This window comes from Pseudomonas wadenswilerensis (assembly GCF_900497695.1).
Lineage (GTDB): Bacteria > Pseudomonadota > Gammaproteobacteria > Pseudomonadales > Pseudomonadaceae > Aquipseudomonas > Aquipseudomonas wadenswilerensis.
Window position 1 is genome coordinate 111,048 of the sequence record NZ_UIDD01000003.1, and the last position, 19,034, is coordinate 130,081.

General features: G+C 63.0%; 20 protein-coding genes. 8 read left to right on the forward strand and 12 right to left on the reverse strand.

Annotation, left to right across the window (positions count from 1 at the left end; translation table 11 throughout):
• Positions 1 to 251: 251 nt before the first annotated feature.
• The gene (locus CCOS864_RS03880) at positions 252 to 962 is read right to left on the reverse strand and encodes a LexA family transcriptional regulator (RefSeq protein WP_115085132.1); all 711 of its coding nucleotides are present in this window, start codon (positions 960 to 962) and stop codon (positions 252 to 254) included.
• Positions 963 to 1,367: 405 nt separating this feature from the next.
• On the opposite strand from CCOS864_RS03880, the gene CCOS864_RS03885 reads away from it, so the two are divergent.
• Together CCOS864_RS03885 and CCOS864_RS03890 are read left to right on the forward strand one after the other, a co-directional pair.
• Positions 1,368 to 1,655 (forward strand): hypothetical protein, encoded by a 288-nt coding sequence (locus tag CCOS864_RS03885; RefSeq protein WP_115085133.1) that lies wholly within the window; start codon positions 1,368 to 1,370, stop codon positions 1,653 to 1,655.
• Entirely contained in the window at positions 1,652 to 1,918 is a 267-nt protein-coding gene (locus CCOS864_RS03890) for a DUF3077 domain-containing protein (protein ID WP_115085134.1), read from the forward strand. The genes CCOS864_RS03885 and CCOS864_RS03890 overlap by 4 nt, the downstream gene beginning before the upstream one ends.
• Before the next feature lie 97 nt (positions 1,919 to 2,015).
• Here CCOS864_RS03890 and ppa read toward each other — a convergent pair whose 3' ends face one another.
• The 8 genes from ppa to exaC form a co-directional block, all read right to left on the reverse strand.
• Positions 2,016 to 2,543, reverse strand: coding sequence for an inorganic diphosphatase (ppa, locus tag CCOS864_RS03895; protein WP_007933577.1), 528 nt, complete (start codon positions 2,541 to 2,543; stop codon positions 2,016 to 2,018).
• A 91-nt stretch (positions 2,544 to 2,634) separates the two neighbouring features.
• On the reverse strand, positions 2,635 to 3,450 hold the full coding sequence (locus tag CCOS864_RS03900) for a M90 family metallopeptidase (protein WP_115085135.1): 816 nt from the start codon (positions 3,448 to 3,450) through the stop codon (positions 2,635 to 2,637).
• Positions 3,451 to 3,459: 9 nt separating this feature from the next.
• Complete coding sequence (locus CCOS864_RS03905; protein ID WP_115085136.1) at positions 3,460 to 4,110, reverse strand: DedA family protein; 651 nt, start codon at positions 4,108 to 4,110, stop codon at positions 3,460 to 3,462.
• A 210-nt stretch (positions 4,111 to 4,320) separates the two neighbouring features.
• Complete coding sequence (locus CCOS864_RS03910) at positions 4,321 to 4,779, reverse strand: GNAT family N-acetyltransferase (protein ID WP_115085137.1); 459 nt, start codon at positions 4,777 to 4,779, stop codon at positions 4,321 to 4,323.
• Positions 4,780 to 4,873: 94 nt separating this feature from the next.
• Positions 4,874 to 5,698, reverse strand: a complete 825-nt coding sequence (eutC, locus tag CCOS864_RS03915; protein WP_115085138.1) for an ethanolamine ammonia-lyase subunit EutC — start codon at positions 5,696 to 5,698, stop codon at positions 4,874 to 4,876.
• A gap of 11 nt (positions 5,699 to 5,709) precedes the next feature.
• The gene (locus tag CCOS864_RS03920; RefSeq protein WP_115085139.1) at positions 5,710 to 7,104 is read right to left on the reverse strand and encodes an ethanolamine ammonia-lyase subunit EutB; all 1,395 of its coding nucleotides are present in this window, start codon (positions 7,102 to 7,104) and stop codon (positions 5,710 to 5,712) included.
• 51 nt (positions 7,105 to 7,155) lie between these two features.
• On the reverse strand, positions 7,156 to 8,604 hold the full coding sequence (eat, locus tag CCOS864_RS03925; protein ID WP_115085140.1) for an ethanolamine permease: 1,449 nt from the start codon (positions 8,602 to 8,604) through the stop codon (positions 7,156 to 7,158).
• A gap of 110 nt (positions 8,605 to 8,714) precedes the next feature.
• On the reverse strand, positions 8,715 to 10,235 hold the full coding sequence (exaC, locus tag CCOS864_RS03930; protein WP_115085141.1) for an acetaldehyde dehydrogenase ExaC: 1,521 nt from the start codon (positions 10,233 to 10,235) through the stop codon (positions 8,715 to 8,717).
• A 266-nt stretch (positions 10,236 to 10,501) separates the two neighbouring features.
• Here exaC and CCOS864_RS03935 point away from each other — a divergent pair, with 266 nt between their 5' ends.
• From CCOS864_RS03935 to CCOS864_RS03950, 4 genes are all read left to right on the forward strand, one after another.
• Entirely contained in the window at positions 10,502 to 12,424 is a 1,923-nt protein-coding gene (locus CCOS864_RS03935) for a sigma-54-dependent Fis family transcriptional regulator (RefSeq protein ID WP_115085142.1), read from the forward strand.
• Positions 12,425 to 12,490: 66 nt separating this feature from the next.
• A complete protein-coding gene (gene mpl, locus CCOS864_RS03940; RefSeq protein ID WP_115085143.1) occupies positions 12,491 to 13,840 on the forward strand; it encodes a UDP-N-acetylmuramate:L-alanyl-gamma-D-glutamyl-meso-diaminopimelate ligase in 1,350 nt (449 codons plus the stop codon).
• Positions 13,837 to 14,466, forward strand: coding sequence for a flavin prenyltransferase UbiX (gene ubiX / locus CCOS864_RS03945; RefSeq protein WP_115085144.1), 630 nt, complete (start codon positions 13,837 to 13,839; stop codon positions 14,464 to 14,466). The genes mpl and ubiX overlap by 4 nt, the downstream gene beginning before the upstream one ends.
• A complete protein-coding gene (locus tag CCOS864_RS03950; RefSeq protein WP_115085145.1) occupies positions 14,463 to 14,750 on the forward strand; it encodes a YceK/YidQ family lipoprotein in 288 nt (95 codons plus the stop codon). The genes ubiX and CCOS864_RS03950 overlap by 4 nt, the downstream gene beginning before the upstream one ends.
• A 101-nt stretch (positions 14,751 to 14,851) precedes the next feature.
• On the opposite strand, the gene CCOS864_RS03955 is transcribed toward CCOS864_RS03950, so the two are convergent.
• The 3 genes from CCOS864_RS03955 to CCOS864_RS03965 form a co-directional block, all read right to left on the reverse strand.
• The gene (locus CCOS864_RS03955; protein ID WP_115085146.1) at positions 14,852 to 15,493 is read right to left on the reverse strand and encodes an oxidoreductase; all 642 of its coding nucleotides are present in this window, start codon (positions 15,491 to 15,493) and stop codon (positions 14,852 to 14,854) included.
• 26 nt (positions 15,494 to 15,519) lie between these two features.
• Positions 15,520 to 17,253, reverse strand: a complete 1,734-nt coding sequence (locus CCOS864_RS03960) for a C13 family peptidase (RefSeq protein WP_115085147.1) — start codon at positions 17,251 to 17,253, stop codon at positions 15,520 to 15,522.
• Positions 17,254 to 17,341: 88 nt separating this feature from the next.
• Complete coding sequence (locus tag CCOS864_RS03965; RefSeq protein ID WP_115085148.1) at positions 17,342 to 17,797, reverse strand: MaoC family dehydratase; 456 nt, start codon at positions 17,795 to 17,797, stop codon at positions 17,342 to 17,344.
• Positions 17,798 to 17,954: 157 nt separating this feature from the next.
• Between CCOS864_RS03965 and CCOS864_RS03970 the strand changes: the two genes are divergently transcribed.
• Both CCOS864_RS03970 and CCOS864_RS03975 read left to right on the forward strand, forming a co-directional pair.
• Positions 17,955 to 18,317, forward strand: coding sequence for a CidA/LrgA family protein (locus CCOS864_RS03970; protein WP_115085149.1), 363 nt, complete (start codon positions 17,955 to 17,957; stop codon positions 18,315 to 18,317).
• On the forward strand, positions 18,314 to 19,030 hold the full coding sequence (locus CCOS864_RS03975) for an LrgB family protein (RefSeq protein ID WP_115085150.1): 717 nt from the start codon (positions 18,314 to 18,316) through the stop codon (positions 19,028 to 19,030). The genes CCOS864_RS03970 and CCOS864_RS03975 overlap by 4 nt, the downstream gene beginning before the upstream one ends.
• Positions 19,031 to 19,034 lie beyond the last annotated feature (4 nt).

Genomic DNA, 19,034 nt, shown 5'->3' on the forward strand with positions numbered 1-19,034 from the left:
CAGGGGCGGGGGCGTGGAATCGCAGGCATTAAAAAGCCGGCTTGTGGCCGGCTTCCGGGGACGGGCTTGGCTAATTTTTGGTAAGCCGCAACCGCCTTAAAATCGTTGCTCCGGCGCTGGGGCCGGGAGGTGGCGGGCAAGCTGTGGGGTGCCGCGCCAGGGCCGCGGGCGGGCTGGGCCGCCGGGCTAAATGTGCGGCGTAGCATACTGGGATTGGCCGGCGATGCCCAGCAAAAAATCACCCCCGACGCTCAAGCCGGGCGGCTGTCGCGCAGGTGGCCCCACCAGAAAACCCAGCCGAGTACTTCCAGGCGCTGGGTCTTGAGTTGCGCCGGGCTGTAGGTTTCGGTCGGGTATTCGTCGCTGTCCTGACTGTGCAGGCGCAAGGCGCCGTTGGCGCGGCGGCTGAGGCTGTTGATGCGCAGGCGGCCGTTGTGCAGCAGGGCGTAGATTTCGCCTTCGACCACGCGGGTGAGGCTGCGGTCGACGGCCAGGGTGGTGCCGCGTGGCAGCAGCGGGCTCATGTTGTGCCCGGGCATGCTCAGGCACAGGGCGTCGCCAGGGTCGACTCCCAGGGCGTCGAGGGCGCGGATGGGCAAGCGCAGGTAGCGGTCATCAAGCGGTTTCAGCTGGCGGGCCTGGATACCGTAGAACGGCAGCTGGATGTCGTTGTAGTTGTGCGCCGCCAGCAGGCTGGCATCGGGGCCTTCGACGCCCGGGCGGGCGGCCTGGCTGTTGAGGCGCGGCAAGGGGTTGGGGTGCTTGGGGCCTTCGCCGTTGCGCAGCCAGCGGCTGCGCACGCACAGCAGTTCGGCGATTTCATCCAGGCGCGCCAGGGGCACGCCGCGTTTGAACCAGTTGTTGACATGCTGCGGCGTGACCTTGCGCTGTGCGGCAAAGTCGGAAGGGGACAGGTTGCACTCGCTCAGGAGCGCTTTGAGACGATCACCGGATGTATTCATGAGGCCCGAGTCTAGTGGGCTTGCATAGCCCGGGCTATAAACGCGAGGTTCATTTTGAGGGCGGGAAATTGTCTGGCTTACAGGTGTTTGCTTAGGCTGGTGTAGGAGGTTTCGCGGCAAAAAAATCCACTTAAATGGCGTTCGGAACTATCCTACGCACGCTGCTGCCTTTTCACTGTTGTTCGAAAAATGCATCGGGTCTAACTTCCTCGGGTCGCTTGTGGGCTACCGGGCGTGAGAAACCCGATGACATTAGAGCAGCCATGTTATGGCGGCTGTGCGCGGGCAGACTTCGGTCTGGCCGAGTTTCCTATGTCCTCGGTTTCTCACCCCGCGTACAGCTGCCACCCTAATCTTGTGAGAAGGATTGAGGTGGAGGCTCCTGAATTGACTGGGAGTTAAGCCATGAAGAAGATCGTCCCCGATCCACCGTATTCCGATATTTCCCGCAATAGCTTCACCACCCCTTATTTCTCCATTCACAGCGACCTGATCCCTCCTGATTCCCTGGCCTACGCCAGCGAACTGCTGCGCGGTATTCACGAAACCACCGACGAATTCTGCCGAACCCACGTCAATGAACCTGGTCAGGGCATGCTGATGAATGTGCTGCATTCGGCCGAGATGGCCAGGGCGCTGGTCGAGCATGCGTTGCGCAAGCTGCAGGCCGTGGAAGAGGGAGTAGTGGCATGAACGAGGATTCGTGCGACGAGACGGTAGGTGTCACAAGCTTTATCAGCAGCCAGCAATTGCCCATGGGGCTGTTTCGGATTACGCCAGGCGTGCCGTGTGATTACGCGCTGGAGCAGGCTTCAACCCTGCTGGGATGTGTGCACAAGCTGACCCGGGCCGGGGTTATGGATGAAGACGGCGACATGATGTGGGCCGCTTTTTATCTGAGCGGGTTCGCCAAGGCGATTGTTGGTGATGTGGGTTTGGGAATGAATAGGGCTTGAGAAGGTAGCTGCCTTTGCTGTGGGAGCGGGCTTGATGGGGTGTTCTTGCCCTGAAACAAAAAGCCCCGCATTTGCGGGGCTTTTTGTTGAGGGTTGCTTAGCCTTTGTAAGCTGCAACCGACTTGGTGATCGCGGCGCGAGCGGCGTCAGCGCCATCCCAGCCTTCGATCTTGACCCACTTGCCTTTCTCGAGATCTTTGTAGTTCGCGAAGAAGTGCTCGATCTGCTGGATCAGCAGGGCAGGCAGGTCGGTGTATTCTTTGACGTCGACGTACAGTTGCGACAGTTTGTCGTGCGGTACGGCGATGACTTTGGCGTCGCCGCCGCCGTCGTCGGTCATGTTCAGGATGCCGACTGGTCGGGCGCGGATTACCGAGCCTGGAGCAACCGGGTACGGGGTAACAACCAGCACGTCGAGTGGATCACCGTCGTCGGCCAGGGTGTTGGGGATGTAGCCGTAGTTGGCCGGGTAGAACATCGGGGTGGCCATGAAACGGTCAACGAACAGGCAGTCGCTGTCCTTGTCGATCTCGTACTTGATCGGCGCGTGGTTGGCTGGAATCTCGATGGCGACGTAGATGTCGTTCGGCAGGTCTTTGCCAGCCGGAATCTTGCTGTAGCTCATTGGGCAGTGCCCCCATGTTTGGCCAAAAATTGGTCGCGATTATAGGCACATTCCAGCGCGCTTGCCACGCCCGGCCGGATGTCCGGCAGGCTCAGTCCTGCGCGTCCTGGTAATGCGGGTGATGGTGCTGCAGCTGCTGCAGGCGGGCGAGCGGGTCCTGGCGGTAGAAGCCGCGCAATTGCTGGTACACCGCGGGGTAGGCGTCGTTGAGCAGGTCCGGGGCGCTGAAGAAGTATTCGCTGGTGACGGCGAAGAATTCTGCCGGGTTTTCCGCGGCATAGGGGTCGATGGCGGTCTCGGCATCGGGGTTGCGGTCGAGCTGCCGGTTGAGGTCGTCGAAGGCTTCCTGCATGGCTTGGGCCCAGTCGCTGACGCGCAGGTCGCTGTGCAGCGGCGGCAGGCCGTTGGCGTCGCCATTGAGCATGTCGAGCTTGTGCGCCAGTTCGTGGATCACCAGGTTGTAGCCTTCCCAGCCGCCGCTGGCCAGCACCCCCGGCCAGGCGAGGATCACCGGCCCCTGTTGCCAGGCTTCGCCGCTGTGCTCGCCGTCCCACTCGTGCTCGATACCGCTGGCGTCGCGATGGCGCTGCGGGCTCACGAAGTCGTCGGGGTAGAGGATGATTTCGTGAAAACCCTGGTACCAGTTCAGCTCGCCCAGGTGCAGCAGCGGCAGTTGCGCCTGGGCGGCGAGAAACAGCCGCTGCTCGCCGTCCAGCTCGACCCCGGGCAGGGCGGTGAGGTGCTTGTCGTGCAGGAACAACACGCAGGCTTCACGCAGCCACTGGTCTTCCTCGTCGCTGAGGCCATCGAGCATCGGCAGGCGCTGGCGCACCCGCTGCCAGCGCTGCGGGTCGAGCGGATGTCGGGCCAGGGTGCGACGACGGCGCCAGGCGCTCAGCGACCACATAAACCGGGCTTAGTGAACCTTGGCTTCATTGCGGCCCATGCGGCTGCGCACTACACCGATGATCATCGGCACCAGCGACAGCAGGATGATGGCGACGATCATCAGCGACAGGTTCTGCTTGATGAACGGCACGTTGCCGAAGAAGTAGCCGAGGGTGACCAGGCCGCCGACCCACAGTACGGTGCCGGCGACGCTGAAGCCGAGAAAGCGCGGGTAGTGCATTTTCGCGATGCCGGCGACGAACGGTGCGAAAGTGCGCAGGATCGGCAGGAAGCGCGCCAGGGTCACGGTCTTGCCACCATGACGCTCGTAGAAATCGTGGGTCTGCTGCAGGTAGTCGCGGCGGAAGATCTTCGAGTTGGGGTTGCGGAACAAGCGTTCGCCCGCCGTTCGGCCAATCACGTAGTTGGTGCTGTCGCCGAGAATGGCCGCAGCCATCAGCAGGCCGCCGAGCAGCACCGGGTCCATGCCGCCGCCCGCAGCCACGGCGCCGGCGATGAACAGCAGGGAATCACCCGGCAGGAACGGCATGACCACCAGACCGGTCTCGCAAAAGATCACCAGGAACAGGATCGCGTAGATCCACGGGCCATAGTTGTTGACCAACAGGTCCAGGTAGGCGTCGAGATGCAGAATAAGGTCCAGCGGGTTGAAATCCATGTACAGCACCTGTGTTCTTGACCCGAGCGACGGGCTTGCGATGGCTGGCAGTGCGAATGCGGACGGTCGCTACCCGGAAGATGGGTAAAGTTTCACACACAATGAAGAGGCGCATTATACGGCTACGAACAGATTGTGCCTGCGCAGTTTGTAGCGGCGGATGTCGAATGGATGTGAACGGCAGGCGTGGTGCCTGCCGTTGCGCTCGGATCAGTCCGAGTTGATAGGCAGGATGTAGCTCTTGAACTCGGTGTCTTCGTGAAAACCGATGGATTCGTAGGTTTTCATCGCCACTTCGTTGTCGCTGCTGGTGGACACCCGCAGGCGCACGGCGTTGGTTTCCTTGGCCAGCTTCTTGGCTGCGCGCATCAGGTGGTCGGCCACCAGCATGCGCCGGGAGTCTTCGGCGACATAGATATCGTTGAGGATCCACACGCGCTTGAGCGACAGCGACGAGAAGCTCGGATAGAGCTGGCAGAAACCCATCAGCTTGCTCTCGTCATCGTCCGGCAGGGCCAGGTAGATGATCGACTCGCCACGCTCCAGGCGTTTCTCGAGGAACGAGCGCGAGGAGTCCGGGTAGGGCAACTGGCCGTAGAACTCGCGGTATCTGACGAACAGCGGAACCAGTATGTCCAGGTGTTCCAGGGTTGCTTGGATGATTCGCATAAGCAGGCCTCAGAGTCCATGGGAGTTTACGGCAAGTCGCCGACAGCCTTGGTAGATGCTGCCTGAAAGCAATTAGAAAACGCAATCTAGGATCTCAAGGTTTACTCAGCAGGAAATTTCCGCTTTTCGGCGTATCCGAATCTGACTCAAGTGTTTGCACCTGGGCTTCATCCTTCAGATTGACCCCCGACAGCTGCCGCCGACAGGCCTCGCGCATCAGGTATAACAGGCGATGGGCAGCCATGCCGTAGCTCAGGCCTTCCAGGCGCACGTTGGAGATGCAGTTGCGGTAGGCGTCGGTGAGGCCGACCTTGGGGTTGTAGGTGAAGTACAGCCCGAGGCTGTCCGGTGAGCTCAGGCCCGGGCGTTCGCCGATCAGGATCACGGTCATTTTCGCCCCGAGCAGTTCACCCACCTCATCGGCTACCGCCACCCGGCCTTGCTCCACCAATACCACCGGTGATGTTGACCAGCCGTCGGCGGCGCTCTGTTCCTCCAGGCGGGCGAGAAACGGCAGGGTGTGGCGGTGCACGGCCAGGGCCGAGAGGCCGTCGGCGACGACGATGGCCAGGTCAACGCCACCGGGGTTGGCCTGGGCATGCTCGCGCAGCCGTTGTGCTGAATCTTCGTGCAGCCGGCGCCCCAGATCGGGGCGTTGCAGGTAGCTGTGGCGATCGGCGGCGGCGCTGTGCAGCAACAGGCTGTCACGCCCGCGCTCGCTCAACTGCTCGCGCAGGCCGGCATGGTCGAAGGCCAGGTGCACGGCGTCGCGGGCCTGGGCGTGAGCGAACTGAAAGTCGAGCTGGGCGCCGGTGGGCAGGCTGGTGCCGGTGCGGCCCAGGGCGATGCGCGCCGGGGTCAGGCGGCGCAGCTCCAGCCAGGGATTGGCGCTGTTGTCGTGTTGTGGGGTGTTGGCCATAGTCGACTCGCTTATCCCAGTTGCGCCAGGGCCTGGCGGAAGGCCGGTGGCAGGTTGTCACCGAAACGCACCCGGCCGTCGGCCTGGGTGAAGATGCCCATGCGCGCCAGCCAACCCTCGAACTCCGGCGCAGGTTTCAGGCCCAGGGTTTGCCGGGCGTAGAGCGCATCGTGGAACGAGGTGGTCTGGTAGTTGAGCATGATGTCGTCGGAGCCGGGGATGCCCATGATGAAGTTGATTCCGGCAACACCCAGCAGGGTCAGGAGCATGTCCATGTCGTCCTGGTCGGCTTCGGCATGGTTGGTGTAGCAGATGTCGCAACCCATGGGCACGCCGAGCAGCTTGCCGCAGAAGTGATCCTCAAGGCCGGCGCGGATGATCTGTTTGCCGTTGTACAGGTACTCGGGGCCGATGAAGCCGACCACGGTATTGACCAGGAACGGCTTGAAGTGCCGGGCCACGGCGTAGGCGCGGGTTTCGCAGGTCTGCTGGTCGACGCCATGGTGGGCATTGGCCGACAGGGCGCTGCCCTGGCCGGTCTCGAAGTACATCAGGTTCTGCCCGAGGGTGCCGCGGTTGAGGCTCAGGCCGGCGTCGTAGCCCTCCTTGAGCACATTGAGGTTGATGCCGAAGCTGGCGTTGGCCGCTTCAGTGCCGGCGATCGACTGGAACACCAGGTCCAGCGGTACGCCACGGTTGATCGCCTCAATCGAGGTGGTGACGTGGGTGAGCACGCAGGCCTGGGTCGGGATGTCATAGCGCTGGATGATGGCGTCGAGCATTTCCAGCAGCGCGCAGATCGAGGCGATGCTGTCGGTGGCCGGGTTGATGCCGATCATGGCATCGCCGTTGCCGTAGAGCAGGCCGTCGAGGATGCTCGCGGCAATGCCGGCCGGCTCGTCGGTGGGGTGGTTGGGCTGCAGGCGGGTCGACAGGCGCCCGCGCAGGCCCATGGTGCCGCGAAAGCGGGTGACCACGCGGATCTTCTGCGCCACCAGCACCAGGTCCTGCACACGCATGATCTTTGAGACCGCCGCGGCCATTTCCGGGGTCAGGCCCGGGGCGAGGGCGCGCAGGCTGTCTTCGTCGGCGGCCTCGCTGAGCAGCCAGTCGCGCAGACCGCCGACGGTCAGGTGGCTGACGGCGGCGAAGGCATTGGCATCATGGGTGTCGATGATCAGCCGGGTGACTTCATCGTCTTCGTAAGGGATCAGTGCTTCAGTCAGAAAGTGCTTGAGCGGGATATCGGCCAGGGCCATCTGCGCCGCCACCCGTTCGCCATCGTTGCTGGCGGCGACACCGGCGAGAAAGTCCCCCGAGCGCGCCGGGCTGGCTTTGGCCATGACTTCTTTCAGGCTGTCGAAACGGTAGGTCTGGTTGCCTGCCGTGTGTACAAAACTTGCCATACAGAATCTCCAGAACGCCGCAGGGCTGGCCTGCGGCGTAGGTGGCGTTGATCAGTGCAGGGCCTCTTCGGCCTTCTGGATCGCGGCGAATTCTTCTTCCGGGGTCCCGGCGACCAGGTGGTGCCGGCTGTAGAAAGCAAAGTAGGCAATCAATACCGCATAAATCACTGCGGCGCCAATCACTACCCGTGGGTCGACCAGGAAACCCGCAACCACGGCGATGCAGGCCAGCACCAGGGCCACGCCCGAAGTGAAGACACCGCCAGGGGTACGATAAGGACGCTCCATTTTCGGCCGGCGGATGCGCAAGGTGATGTGCGCAGCCATCATCAGTACATAAGACAGCGTAGCGCCGAACACCGCGACCAGGATCAGCAGGTCACCCTGGCCGGTCAGCGACAGGGCGAAGCCGATGATCCCGGGGATTACCAGGGCCAGCACCGGGGCCTTGCTCTTGTTGGTTTCCGACAACTTGCGCGGCAGGTAGCCGGCACGCGACAAGGCAAAGATCTGCCGCGAATAGGCGTAGATGATCGAGAAGAAGCTGGCGATCAGGCCGGCCAGGCCCACCAGGTTGACGAAGCCGCCCATCCAGGTCGATCCGCCGTAGGCTTTCGACAGCGCTTCAACCAGCGGGTTGCCGGAGGCTTTCAGCGCTTCGGCGCCGGCGCCGCCAGGGCCGACCACAAGGATCAGCAGGGCGAAGGCCAGCAATACCAGCATGGCGCCGATCAGGCCGCGGGGCAGGTCGCGTTTGGGGTTCTTGGTTTCTTCGGCGGCCAGCGGCACGCCTTCGACGGCGAGGAAGAACCAAATGGCGTAAGGGATCGCCGCCCACACCCCGACATAGCCGAACGGCAGGAAGCTGCTGGCGCCGACAGCGTCGGTCTGGGCGATATCGAACAGGTTGTTGACGTCGAAGTGCGGGACCATCGCCACCAGGAACACGCCCAGGGCAATGGCAGCCACGGCGGTGATGATGAACATCAGCTTGAGCGCTTCACCGACACCGAAGATGTGGATACCGATGAAGATGATGTAGAAGGCCAGGTAGATCATCCAGCCGCCGATGCCGAACAGTGACTGGCAATAGGCGCCGATGAACACGGCAATGGCCGCCGGGGCAATCGCGTATTCGATGAGGATCGCCGTACCGGTGAGAAACCCGCCCCAGGGTCCGAATGCGCTGCGGGCAAAGCCGTAGCCGCCACCGGCGGTAGGGATCATCGACGACAGTTCAGCCAGCGAGAAACACATGCACAGGTACATGGTCGCCATCAGCAAGGTGGCGAGGAACATGCCGCCCCAGCCACCCTGGGCCAGGCCGAAGTTCCAGCCGGCATAGTCGCCGGAAATCACGTAGGCGACGCCCAGGCCCACCAGCAAAACCCAGCCGGCGGCGCCCTTTTTCAGTTCACGTTGTTGGAAGTAATCGGAGCCGACCTTTTCGAAGTCGACAGAAGAGCCTGCCGGCACGCTGCCGGTATGATCGCTTGGCATAGGGTTCACCTGTTCTTTTTATCAATCCCGGCGGGTGCCGGTTTGTCTGGTGATGGTCTTGCAGGAAGCGAGCCAGAGCGGCCCCGGGTCGGGACCGCCCTGTTGCCCGTTTAGAAGAAGCCCAGCGGGTTGATGTCGTAGCTGACCAGCAGGTTCTTGGTTTGCTGGTAGTGGTCGAGCATCATTTTGTGGGTCTCACGGCCGACGCCGGACTTCTTGTAGCCACCGAACGCGGCGTGGGCCGGGTACAGGTGGTAGCAGTTGGTCCATACGCGGCCGGCCTTGATGCCGCGGCCCATGCGGTAGGCGCGGTTGATGTCGCGGGTCCAGACACCGGCGCCGAGGCCGAACTCGGTGTCGTTGGCAATCGCCAGGGCTTCGGCTTCGTCCTTGAAGGTGGTGATGCTCACCACTGGGCCGAAGATCTCTTCCTGGAACACGCGCATCTTGTTGGTGCCCTTGAGCAGGGTCGGCTGGATGTAGTAACCGGTCGACAGGCTGCCTTCGAGTTTTTCCACTTTGCCGCCGGTGAGCAGCTCGGCGCCTTCCTTCTCGGCGATTTCCAGGTACGAGAGGATCTTGTCGAACTGTTGCTCGGAGGCCTGGGCGCCGACCATGGTGTCGGTGTCCAGCGGGTCGCCGCGCTTGATCTGCTTGATCTTCTTCATCACCTCTTGCATGAACGCCGGGTAGATCGATTCCTGCACCAGCGCGCGGGATGGGCAGGTGCACACTTCGCCCTGATTGAAGAACGCCAGCACCAGGCCTTCAGCCGCTTTTTCGATGAAGCTCTGTTCGGCCTGCATGATGTCTTCGAAGAAGATGTTCGGCGACTTGCCGCCCAGCTCGACGGTGGACGGGATGATGTTCTCGGCGGCGCATTTCATGATGTGCGAGCCGACCGGGGTGGAGCCGGTGAAGGCGATCTTGGCGATGCGCTTGCTGGTGGCCAAGGCTTCACCGGCTTCACGGCCGTAGCCTTGCACCACGTTGAGCACGCCGGGTGGCAGCAGGTCGCCGATCACTTCCAGCAGCACCGTGATGCCCAGCGGGGTTTGCTCGGCGGGCTTGAGTACCACGCAGTTGCCGGCAGCCAGGGCCGGGGCGAGTTTCCACGCGGCCATCAGGATCGGGAAGTTCCAGGGGATGATCTGCCCGACCACGCCCAGCGGTTCATGGATGTGGTAGGCCACGGTGTTGCCGTCGATCTCGGCGGCGCTGCCTTCCTGGGCGCGCAGGCAGCCGGCGAAGTAGCGGAAATGGTCGGCAGCCAGCGGGATGTCGGCGTTGAGGGTTTCGCGCACAGCCTTGCCGTTGTCCCAGGTTTCGGTGATGGCCAGCAGTTCGAGGTTCTGTTCGATACGGTCGGCGATTTTCAGCAGGATCAGCGAGCGTGCCTGCACCGACGTTGCGCCCCAGGCATCTGCGGCGGCATGGGCGGCATCCAGGGCTTTTTCGATGTCTTCGGCAGAGGAGCGGGGGAATTCAGCAATCAGTTGGCCGTTCACGGGCGAGGTGTTTTCGAAGTACTGGCCTTTGACTGGAGCGACGAACTCGCCACCGATGTAGTTCCCGTAACGGCTCTTGAAGGAAACCTTGGCGCCTTCGGTACCGGGATGTGCATAACGCATGGTGTGTCTCCTGGCTATTGTGCTTGTTGGGGAGGATGTAAAGCATAGAGCAAGGGTTGGGCCAGTGTGGCCGGGCCCAGTTAAATCAAGGGCTTGGCAGGTTTTTGCGGGGGCGCAGGCGAGGGGCTGTAGCGGCTGCGGTACAGCCTGGGTGACACTTTGTACCGTTACTGACACAAAGCGTGACCCTACGGTCAAGCCAGCATTGCATTGCGCCGACGGGTGGAGGATGCTGGGCCTATCTCGTCTGCGGAGAACAATAAAAAGTGCAGAGCAATCACCTCAGCCGGCACGCCCGGCAAGTACTCACCGTGACCCAGGGCAAGGCCCTGGCCCAGGGCCCCGGTAGCGACCCGTCGATCGCCCGTTCCTGGCTGCGTTGCCTCGAGGACTATCACCTGGACCCGGCCCAGAGCATGGCGCCGACCGTGCTCGAACACGGCCGCGTGCTGGAAAGCCGCGAGCGCTTGCAACAGGTGCTGCAAATCGCCGGCAACGAGATGAACAGCCTGCACCAGCAACTTTCCGGCGCCGGCCATGCCGTGCTGCTCACCGACGCCCGTGGGGTGATCCTCAACTGCGTCACCGCGCCCAGCGAGCGACGCATTTTCGAACGCGCCGGGCTGTGGCTCGGTGCCGACTGGAGCGAAGCGCGCGAAGGCACCAATGGCATCGGCACCTGCCTGGTCGAACGTCAGGCGGTGACCATTCATCAGGATGAGCACTTTCGTGGCCGCCATACCGGGCTGACCTGCTCGGCCAGCCCGGTGTTCGACCCGCACGGTGAATTGCTGGCGGTGCTCGATGTGTCGTCGGCGCGGGCTGATGTATCGCGCCAGAGCCAGTTTCACACCATGGCGCTGGTCAACCTCTCGGCGAAGATGATCGAGAGCAGTTACTTCCTGCGTTATTTCGACAACCAGTTCCTCCTGCGCTTTCATCTGCAGGCCGAATCGGTCGGGATGTTCAGTGAAGGGCTGCTGGCTTTTGATGGCGACGGGCGAATCTGTGCGGTCAACCAGAGCGCCTTGAACCTGTTGGGCACCATCCGCGGTGGTGTGCTCGGCAAGCCTGTGGATATGTTCTTCGATTGCGCCCAGGACGAGCTGTTCAGCCGCGCCACCGCCCAGGCCAACACCAGCTGGCCGCTGCGCACCCGGGATGGCCGCGTGTTGTTCGCCAGTGTGCGCGGGCAGGTGCGTTCGGTGGTGCCTGCGGCGGCGCCCTTTGTTGCTCCGGCCAAAACCGCGCAGCCCGGTGGCATCTGCCTGGTCGATCCGGCCCTGCAGAACGACTTTCGCCGCGCCGTACGCGTGTTCGAGCGCGATGTGCCGTTGCTGCTCAGCGGCGAGACCGGCTGCGGCAAGGAGGCTTTCGCCAAAGCCGTGCACCAGGCCAGTCAACGCAGCCGCAAGGCGTTTGTCGCTCTCAACTGTGCGTCGATCCCTGAAAGCCTGATCGAGAGCGAACTGTTCGGTTATCGCGGCGGCAGCTTTACCGGCGCGCGCAAGGAAGGCATGCGCGGCAAGTTGCAGCAGGCCGATGGCGGCACGCTGCTGCTGGACGAGATCGGCGACATGCCACTGGCTCTGCAGACCCGTTTGCTACGGGTACTGGAAGACCGCATGGTGGTGCCCATCGGTGGCGAGCCACAAGCGGTCAACGTGCGCATCATCAGCGCCAGCCACCGCAACCTGCTGGAGCGGGTCGAGGATGGCAGTTTCCGGGAAGACCTTTACTACCGCCTCAACGGCCTGGAAATCGACCTGCCGGCCTTGCGCGAGCGTAGCGACAAATCCCAGCTGCTCGATTTCATCCTGGCTGAAGAGGCCGGCGAGCAAACGGTTGCCCTTGAGCCTTCGGCGCGCCGGGCGTTGCTCGACTTCAACTGGCCGGGCAACGTGCGCCAGTTGCGTAACGTCCTGCGCACCTTGGTGGCCCTGTGCGAAGACGGGCGCATCGAGTTTGCCGACCTGCCAGCCGTGGTGCGCCAGGCACCGGTCCTTATCAAAAGCAATCCGCCTGTGGATAACCCCGCTCCGCCGCTGGACAGCGCCGAACGCAATGCCTTGCTGACAGTGCTGGAGCAACAACGCTGGCACATGACCCATGTCGCGGCGCAGTTGGGGGTCAGCCGCAATACCTTGTATCGAAAACTTCGCAAACACGGCATCGCCCGGGACGCCTGAGCGAAACACAGGATGCGATTTGTCGCGCCCTAGGCTACCCTGCCTCGACGTTTTGCGAGGTCGATCATGCACATTCATATTCTCGGTATTTGCGGCACTTTCATGGGTTCGCTGGCCGTCCTGGCCAAGGAGCTGGGCCATCGGGTCACCGGCTCCGATGCCAACGTCTACCCACCGATGAGCACTCAGCTTCAAGCCCAGGGCATCGAACTGACCCAGGGCTATGACGCCGCCCAGTTGGACCCGGCACCGGACCTGGTGGTGATCGGCAACGCCCTGTCGCGGGGCAACCCGGCAGTGGAATACGTGTTGAACAAGGGCCTGCCGTATGTGTCGGGGCCTCAGTGGCTGGCCGACCATGTGCTGCAAGGCCGCTGGGTGCTGGCGGTTGCCGGTACCCATGGCAAGACCACCACCAGCAGCATGCTCGCCTGGGTGCTGGAGCACGCCGGCATGAGCCCGGGCTTTTTGATCGGCGGCGTGCCGCAGAATTTCTCGGTATCGGCACGTTTGGGCGGCACGCCGTTCTTCGTGGTCGAGGCCGATGAGTACGACAGCGCCTTCTTCGACAAACGTTCGAAGTTCGTTCATTACCGCCCACGCACCGCGATCCTCAACAACCTTGAGTTCGATCATGCGGATATCTTCCCTGACCTGGCAGCGATCGAGCGGCAGTTCCACCACTTGGTGCGGACCATTCCGAGCGAAGGGCTGGTGATTCATCCGACCACCGAGCCTGCTCTGGAGCGGGTGATCAAGATGGGTTGCTGGACGCCGGTGCAGACCACCGGTGAGGGCGGGCAGTGGCAGGTCAAGCTGCTCAGCGCCGATGGTTCGCGTTTCGAGGTCAGCTTCGAGGGCGAAACCCAGGGCGTGGTCGAGTGGGAGCTGACCGGTCAGCACAACGTCGCCAACGCCCTGGCCACCCTGGCGGCCGCGCGTCATGTTGGTGTAGTGCCAGCTATGGGCATTGCCGCGTTGAGCGCTTTCAAGAGCGTCAAACGCCGTATGGAAAAGGTCGCTGAAGTGCAAGGCGTGACCATCTATGATGATTTCGCCCACCACCCGACCGCCATCGCCACCACTCTGGACGGCCTGCGCAAGCGCATCGGCGATGCGCCGCTGATTGCCGTGATCGAGCCGCGTTCCAATTCGATGAAACTCGGTGCCCACCGCGATGGCCTGCCGGAAGCCGTCAACGATGCCGACCAGGTGATCTGGTACGCACCGCCGAACCTGGGCTGGGACCTGGCCGCCACCGCTGCCGAATGCAAGGTACCCGCTGTGGTCGCCGACAGCCTTGAAGCCATCATCGAACGGGTCAAGAGCCAGGCCAAGCCCGGCACCCAGGTGGTGATCATGAGCAACGGCGGCTTCGGCGGCCTGCACGGCAAGTTGGCCGAGGCCCTGAAATGAGCGGGCCGGAACGCATCACCCTGGCCATGACCGGGGCTTCGGGGGCGCAGTATGGGCTGCGCCTGCTCGATTGCCTGGTGCGCGAAGACCGCGAGGTGCATTTTCTGATCTCCAAGGCCGCGCAACTGGTGATGGCCACCGAGACTGATGTGTTGCTGCCGGCCAAACCGCAAGCCATGCAAGCCTTCCTCACCGAATACACCGGCGCTGCGGCCGGGCAGATTCGCGTGTATGGCAAGGAAGACTGGATGTCGCCAGTGGCCTCGGGCTCCGGCGCGCCGGCGGCGATGGTGGTGGTGCCGTGCTCTACCGGTACCTTGTCGGCGATCGCCACCGGCGCCTGCAACAACCTCATCGAGCGGGCTGCGGATGTCACCTTGAAGGAGCGTCGGCAGCTGATCCTGGTGCCGCGTGAAGCGCCATTCTCGACCATCCACCTGGAGAACATGCTCAAGCTGTCGAACATGGGCGCGGTGATCCTGCCGGCGGCGCCGGGCTTTTATCATCAGCCGCAGACCATCGATGACCTGATCGACTTCGTTGTCGCGCGGATTCTCAACCTGCTGAACATTCCCCAGGACATGCTGCCACGTTGGGGCGAGCATCATTTCGGCGCGGATGAATGAAGCGACTGCTTGGCGTGATGACGCTGTGCTTGGTGGCTAGCGGTTGCGCCAGCGTGCGCACCCTGGACGCGGCCAAGCCGGGTGCGCCGCTGGTGTATGCCGGTACGCGCCTGGATCTGTATGCCATGCAGGGTGGCTGTTGCGCCATGGACCGCTTCGGTGCCGAGGCGCCGAAGTATCCCGGGCTGGATCTGCCGGGCAGTGCCTTGCTCGATACCTTGCTGTTGCCGCTGTCGGTATTGACCGCGCTGGGGGTTGGGTTTCAGGCGACTGGCGGGTTGTAGCGGCTGGCCTCATCGCCGGCAACGCCGGCTCCCACAGGGAGAATGTAGCTCCTTGTGGGAGCTGGCCTTGCCAGCGATGGGCTGCAAAGCAGCCCCAGGTTCTACTTGCCCAGCCTGCGCAACTCATCGGACTCGACAATCCGAATCCCGTCCTGCTCTTCCAGCGCCAGACGCCACAGTGCCCGGGCCAGCTGGCATGCCTCGATCCCTCGATACTTGCCCGGAATCAGCTTGGACAGTGGCCCGGCCAGCCTCTCCGACAGCCGCGGTTCGACGCGATCGCCCAGCAGCAGCGAAGGCCGGGCAATGGTCAGTTGCGGCCAGTCCTGGGCCTTCAATGCGGCCTCCATTTCGCCTTTGACCCGGTTGTAGAAGATCGGCGATCTACGGTCGGCACCCAGGGCGCTGACCACCAGCAAATGCCGCGCGCCCATCTCCCGGGCGCGTTTGCCGAAGGCGACGACCATGTCCAGGTCGACTGCGCGAAAGGCCGGCTCCGATCCGGCCTGCTTGATGGTGGTGCCCAGGCAGCAGAAGGCGATGTCGACGCGGCCTGCCAGTTGTGGGAGGAACACCGCCGGGTCACCCACCGGGTTTTCCAGGTGTGGGTGTTCGGCCAGTGGGCGACGGGTTGGGGCCAATACGCGGCTGACGGTGGGCTCGTTGAGCAGCCGATCAAGTAAGTGTTCACCGGTAAGACCGGTGGCTCCGGCAAGCAGGATATGCTGAGGCGTCAAGTACATGATGTCTCTCCCTTGATACAGTCAGCTTAGTGGTTACCGGCATTTTTTGCATGCTCGGCCTGTTGCTTGCCCGTATCACTTTGCAGGGCTTTGCGCGCTTGTTGCTGGCGCAGGCGCTGCCAGTGATCGAGTACGCCTTTGGGCGCCCAGATCTGTGGTTCGGAGGCATCGAAACCTTCGATCGCCTCGCGCTCCGAGACGGCGGCCCTGGCTCGTTCAAAGGCTTGTTGCAGGTCGTCGGTCTGGTTCAAGGCCTGGGCAAACAGCGCGTCGCCGAAGTAGGTGAAGTCCGCCTCTTCCGAGCAGCCGAACGACACCCGGTCGGCGCGCGAAGCGGTCATGATCAGGGTCCTGTCGTCCTTGAGCGGAGCGATATAGCCCCCTGAATAACAGGCCGAGATGACAATGATCTTGTCGCGGTCTTTTAATGGCGCCAGGGTGGCAGCCAGGGCATCGGCGGGCAGGTCGGCCAGTTGCAGGCGCGGTTGGTCGAGCACCAGTTCATGCTCATGGCTGCCGTGGCTGGTCAGATAGATGAACACCAGGTCTTCCGGGCCGCTGCGCTCTGCCAAAGTGCGCACGGCGCGGGCGAGGTTCTCGCGGGTGGCCATGGGCCGGTCGGCGAGGTGGTCGCGGTGGTTGACCAGGCTGACCTGGCCGACCGCGCCGAAGCGGCTCTTGAGCATGTTGCTGACGTAGTCGGCTTCACGCAGGAATACGCTCTGCTTGCCATCGCCACCCAGAGCCAGGCTGTAGAGTTCGATTTGTGCGGTCGAAGCCGGCACCTTGGTCAGCGCTTGGTCAAGCAGGCTGCCCTGGTTGAGCAGTGCCAGTTCCAGCGGGTCGGGCAGCAGCTTGCCATGCTCGTCGCGCACGCGCTGGCCATTGAGCCACAGGCCGCTTTCGCTGCGCCCGTCGACCAGGGTCAGGCGGCCATTGCCCTGGTAGGTGTCGTTCTCGAAGCCGCCGACATAGACACTGCCGTCAGGCAACTGCAGGCGGCCGTTACCGGAAAAGCGCCAGTCGCTGAAATTACCTTTGTAGTGGCTGCCGTCACTGCCGATCAGTTCGCCCTTGCCGCTGAGCGAGCCGTCCTTGAACTGACCGATCCACACGTCGCCGTCGGCGTTTTCATAACGACCCCGCCCTTCCAGGCGGTTGTCGTGAAAGGCGCCGATGTACTGATCGCCTTCGGCGCTGTTGAAGGTGCCGCTGCCTTCGAGCTGGCCGTTGACGAAATGGCCGCTGAACTGGTTGCCGCTGGCATCGCTGCGAATGCCTTCGCCGTTGGGCTTGCCCCGGGCGAACAGGCCCTGGTACTGGCTGCCGTCAGCCAGTTCAAGGTGGCCGGCGCCGTTGTACTGGTCGTCCTTGAACTGGCCACGGTAGAGCAGGCCGGGTTCTTTCAGGGTGCCTTCGCCATCACGGCGGCCAAGCTTGAAGCCGCCGGTGTAGCTGCTACCCGGCGTCTTCAGGGTGCCCAGGCCGTGGAACAGGCCCTGCTGGAACTGGCCCCGGTAGACCTCGCCATTGCTGCCGTGCCATTCACCCTGGCCGTGCCATTGGCCATTGAGGAAGTTGCCTTCATACCAGCTGCCATTGGGGTAGTCGATGCGCCCGGCACCTTGCAACAGACCATCGACCACCTCGCCTCGATAGCGGCCGCCATCGGGCAGGCGCGCATCGGGTGGCGACAACGGCTCGCCGTCACCGCAAGCGGCCAGTAGCAGGGTCAGGGCAAGAGGAACGAGTGGGCGCATGGCGGGGTCCGGACGAGTGAGGCCCCGAGTATGCCGCAGAATGCGGCGGGTGAAACAGTCGCCAGGACGGTTTCACCCATTGCCTGGCTCAGACGAAGCAGAGCGACAGCGGTTCGGCAATGTAGGCAGGTTTTTCCTGGCCTTCGATTTCCAGGGTGGCGGTGACCTTGAGCAGCCATTGCCCGGGCTTCTTCTCGGTGGCGTCAGTCAGGTCGACCTTGAGCCGCACCTTGCTGTCGACCTTCACCGGCTGGATGAAACGCACGCTGTCCAGGCCATAGTTGACAGCCATCTTCAGGCCTTCAGGCACAACCAGAATGCCTTCCATCAACTTGGGAATCAGCGACAGGGTGAGAAAACCGTGAGCGATGGTGCTGCCAAATGGCGTTTTTGCCGCCTTGTCCGGGTCGACGTGGATGAACTGGAAGTCGCCGGTGGCCTCGGCGAACAGGTTGATGCGTTGTTGATCGATGGTCAGCCATTCGGAACGTCCAAGTTCCTTTCCAACGTACTGCGAAAGCTCTGCAACAGGTACATAGGGCATTGTGACTCTCCAGATTGTCTTTGGTTTCTTATGACTTCGGCAGATTCGAAGACCTAAGATCAGCACGCCTGCAGGGTGCGGTCAAGTCGGCGAATATCGGCTTATAAGCCGGTCGTTAGCGTGCTTATAATGGCCGCCGGGCTTCAAGGAGATGCTTATGCTGTTGCGTGGTTTGACCTGGCTGGTGCTGTTCCAGTTGTTCGGGACGGCGATCAATCACCTGTTCGTGCCGATCCTTCCGGGGCCGATCATCGGTCTGCTGTTGCTGCTGGTGTTCCTGATGCTGCGCGGCGAAGTGGGCGCGCCCCTGAGCGAGGCGGCCAACAGTCTGCTGCGCTACCTGCCTCTCTTGCTGGTACCGCCGGCGGTGGGGGTGATGGTCTATGCCGCGGATATTGCCGCGGACTTCTGGGCCATCGTCGGCGCCCTGGTGCTGTCGGCGTTGCTCACCCTGGTGTTTGTCGGTGTGCTGATGCACAAGCTGATGGCCCGCCAGGGCACCCACAAGGAGCAGCCATGAGCCTGGACTGGAGCGGCGCCGTCGACGCCGTCATTCACCATCCGCTGTTCGGCATCGGCATCACCCTGGGCGCCTATCAACTGGTGCTGGCTGCCTATGAGAAGACCCGCTGGATCTTCCTGCAACCGGTGCTGGTGTCGATGCTGGTGGTCATTGGCGTACTGCTCACCTGTGGCCTGACCTACAGCGAGTACCGTAAAAGCACCGAGATCATGAACATCCTCCTGGGCCCGGCGACCGTGGCTCTGGCGGTACCGCTCTACCTCAACCTTCGGCGCATTCGCCAGCTGTTCTGGCCGACTTTTACTACGCTGGTAATCGGAGGGGTGTTCGCCACCGGCGCCTGCCTGTTGCTGGGCTGGTGGTTCGGCGCCGAGCACATGATCCTGATGACCATGGCGCCAAAATCGGTGACTTCGCCGATTGCCATGTTGGTGGCCGAGCAGATTGGTGGCGTGGCCGCGCTGGCGGCGGTGTTCGTACTGATCACCGGGGTGATCGGGGCGATTTTCGGTCCGGCGCTGCTGTCGCGCTGTGGCGTGCACAGCCCCGAGGCGCGGGGCATGGCCCTCGGCGTTACCGCGCATGCGGTGGGCACTTCGGTGGCGCTGCAGGAAAGTGAAGAATGCGGGGCCTTCGCGGCCCTGGCGATGAGCCTGATGGGGGTTGCCACGGCGGTGTTCCTGCCCCTGGCGGTTAGCCTGGTTGCTTGAGGAG

Bases quoted from the DNA above. Each gene is read 5' to 3' on its own strand.
- ppa (WP_007933577.1), bottom strand. From the start codon at position 2,543: ATGAGCTACAGCAAGATTCCGGCTGGCAAAGACCTGCCGAACGACATC.
- CCOS864_RS03960 (WP_115085147.1), bottom strand. From the start codon at position 17,253: ATGCGCCCACTCGTTCCTCTTGCCCTGACCCTGCTACTGGCCGCTTGC.
- CCOS864_RS03900 (WP_115085135.1), bottom strand. From the start codon at position 3,450: ATGTGGTCGCTGAGCGCCTGGCGCCGTCGTCGCACCCTGGCCCGACAT.
- CCOS864_RS03970 (WP_115085149.1), top strand. From the start codon at position 17,955: ATGCTGTTGCGTGGTTTGACCTGGCTGGTGCTGTTCCAGTTGTTCGGG.
- CCOS864_RS03905 (WP_115085136.1), bottom strand. From the start codon at position 4,110: ATGGATTTCAACCCGCTGGACCTTATTCTGCATCTCGACGCCTACCTG.
- CCOS864_RS03890 (WP_115085134.1), top strand. From the start codon at position 1,652: ATGAACGAGGATTCGTGCGACGAGACGGTAGGTGTCACAAGCTTTATC.
- CCOS864_RS03885 (WP_115085133.1), top strand. From the start codon at position 1,368: ATGAAGAAGATCGTCCCCGATCCACCGTATTCCGATATTTCCCGCAAT.
- CCOS864_RS03920 (WP_115085139.1), bottom strand. From the start codon at position 7,104: ATGGCAAGTTTTGTACACACGGCAGGCAACCAGACCTACCGTTTCGAC.
- exaC (WP_115085141.1), bottom strand. From the start codon at position 10,235: ATGCGTTATGCACATCCCGGTACCGAAGGCGCCAAGGTTTCCTTCAAG.
- CCOS864_RS03975 (WP_115085150.1), top strand. From the start codon at position 18,314: ATGAGCCTGGACTGGAGCGGCGCCGTCGACGCCGTCATTCACCATCCG.
- CCOS864_RS03880 (WP_115085132.1), bottom strand. From the start codon at position 962: ATGAATACATCCGGTGATCGTCTCAAAGCGCTCCTGAGCGAGTGCAAC.
- CCOS864_RS03955 (WP_115085146.1), bottom strand. From the start codon at position 15,493: ATGTACTTGACGCCTCAGCATATCCTGCTTGCCGGAGCCACCGGTCTT.
- mpl (WP_115085143.1), top strand. From the start codon at position 12,491: ATGCACATTCATATTCTCGGTATTTGCGGCACTTTCATGGGTTCGCTG.
- ubiX (WP_115085144.1), top strand. From the start codon at position 13,837: ATGAGCGGGCCGGAACGCATCACCCTGGCCATGACCGGGGCTTCGGGG.
- CCOS864_RS03965 (WP_115085148.1), bottom strand. From the start codon at position 17,797: ATGCCCTATGTACCTGTTGCAGAGCTTTCGCAGTACGTTGGAAAGGAA.
- CCOS864_RS03950 (WP_115085145.1), top strand. From the start codon at position 14,463: ATGAAGCGACTGCTTGGCGTGATGACGCTGTGCTTGGTGGCTAGCGGT.
- eat (WP_115085140.1), bottom strand. From the start codon at position 8,604: ATGCCAAGCGATCATACCGGCAGCGTGCCGGCAGGCTCTTCTGTCGAC.
- eutC (WP_115085138.1), bottom strand. From the start codon at position 5,698: ATGGCCAACACCCCACAACACGACAACAGCGCCAATCCCTGGCTGGAG.
- CCOS864_RS03910 (WP_115085137.1), bottom strand. From the start codon at position 4,779: ATGCGAATCATCCAAGCAACCCTGGAACACCTGGACATACTGGTTCCG.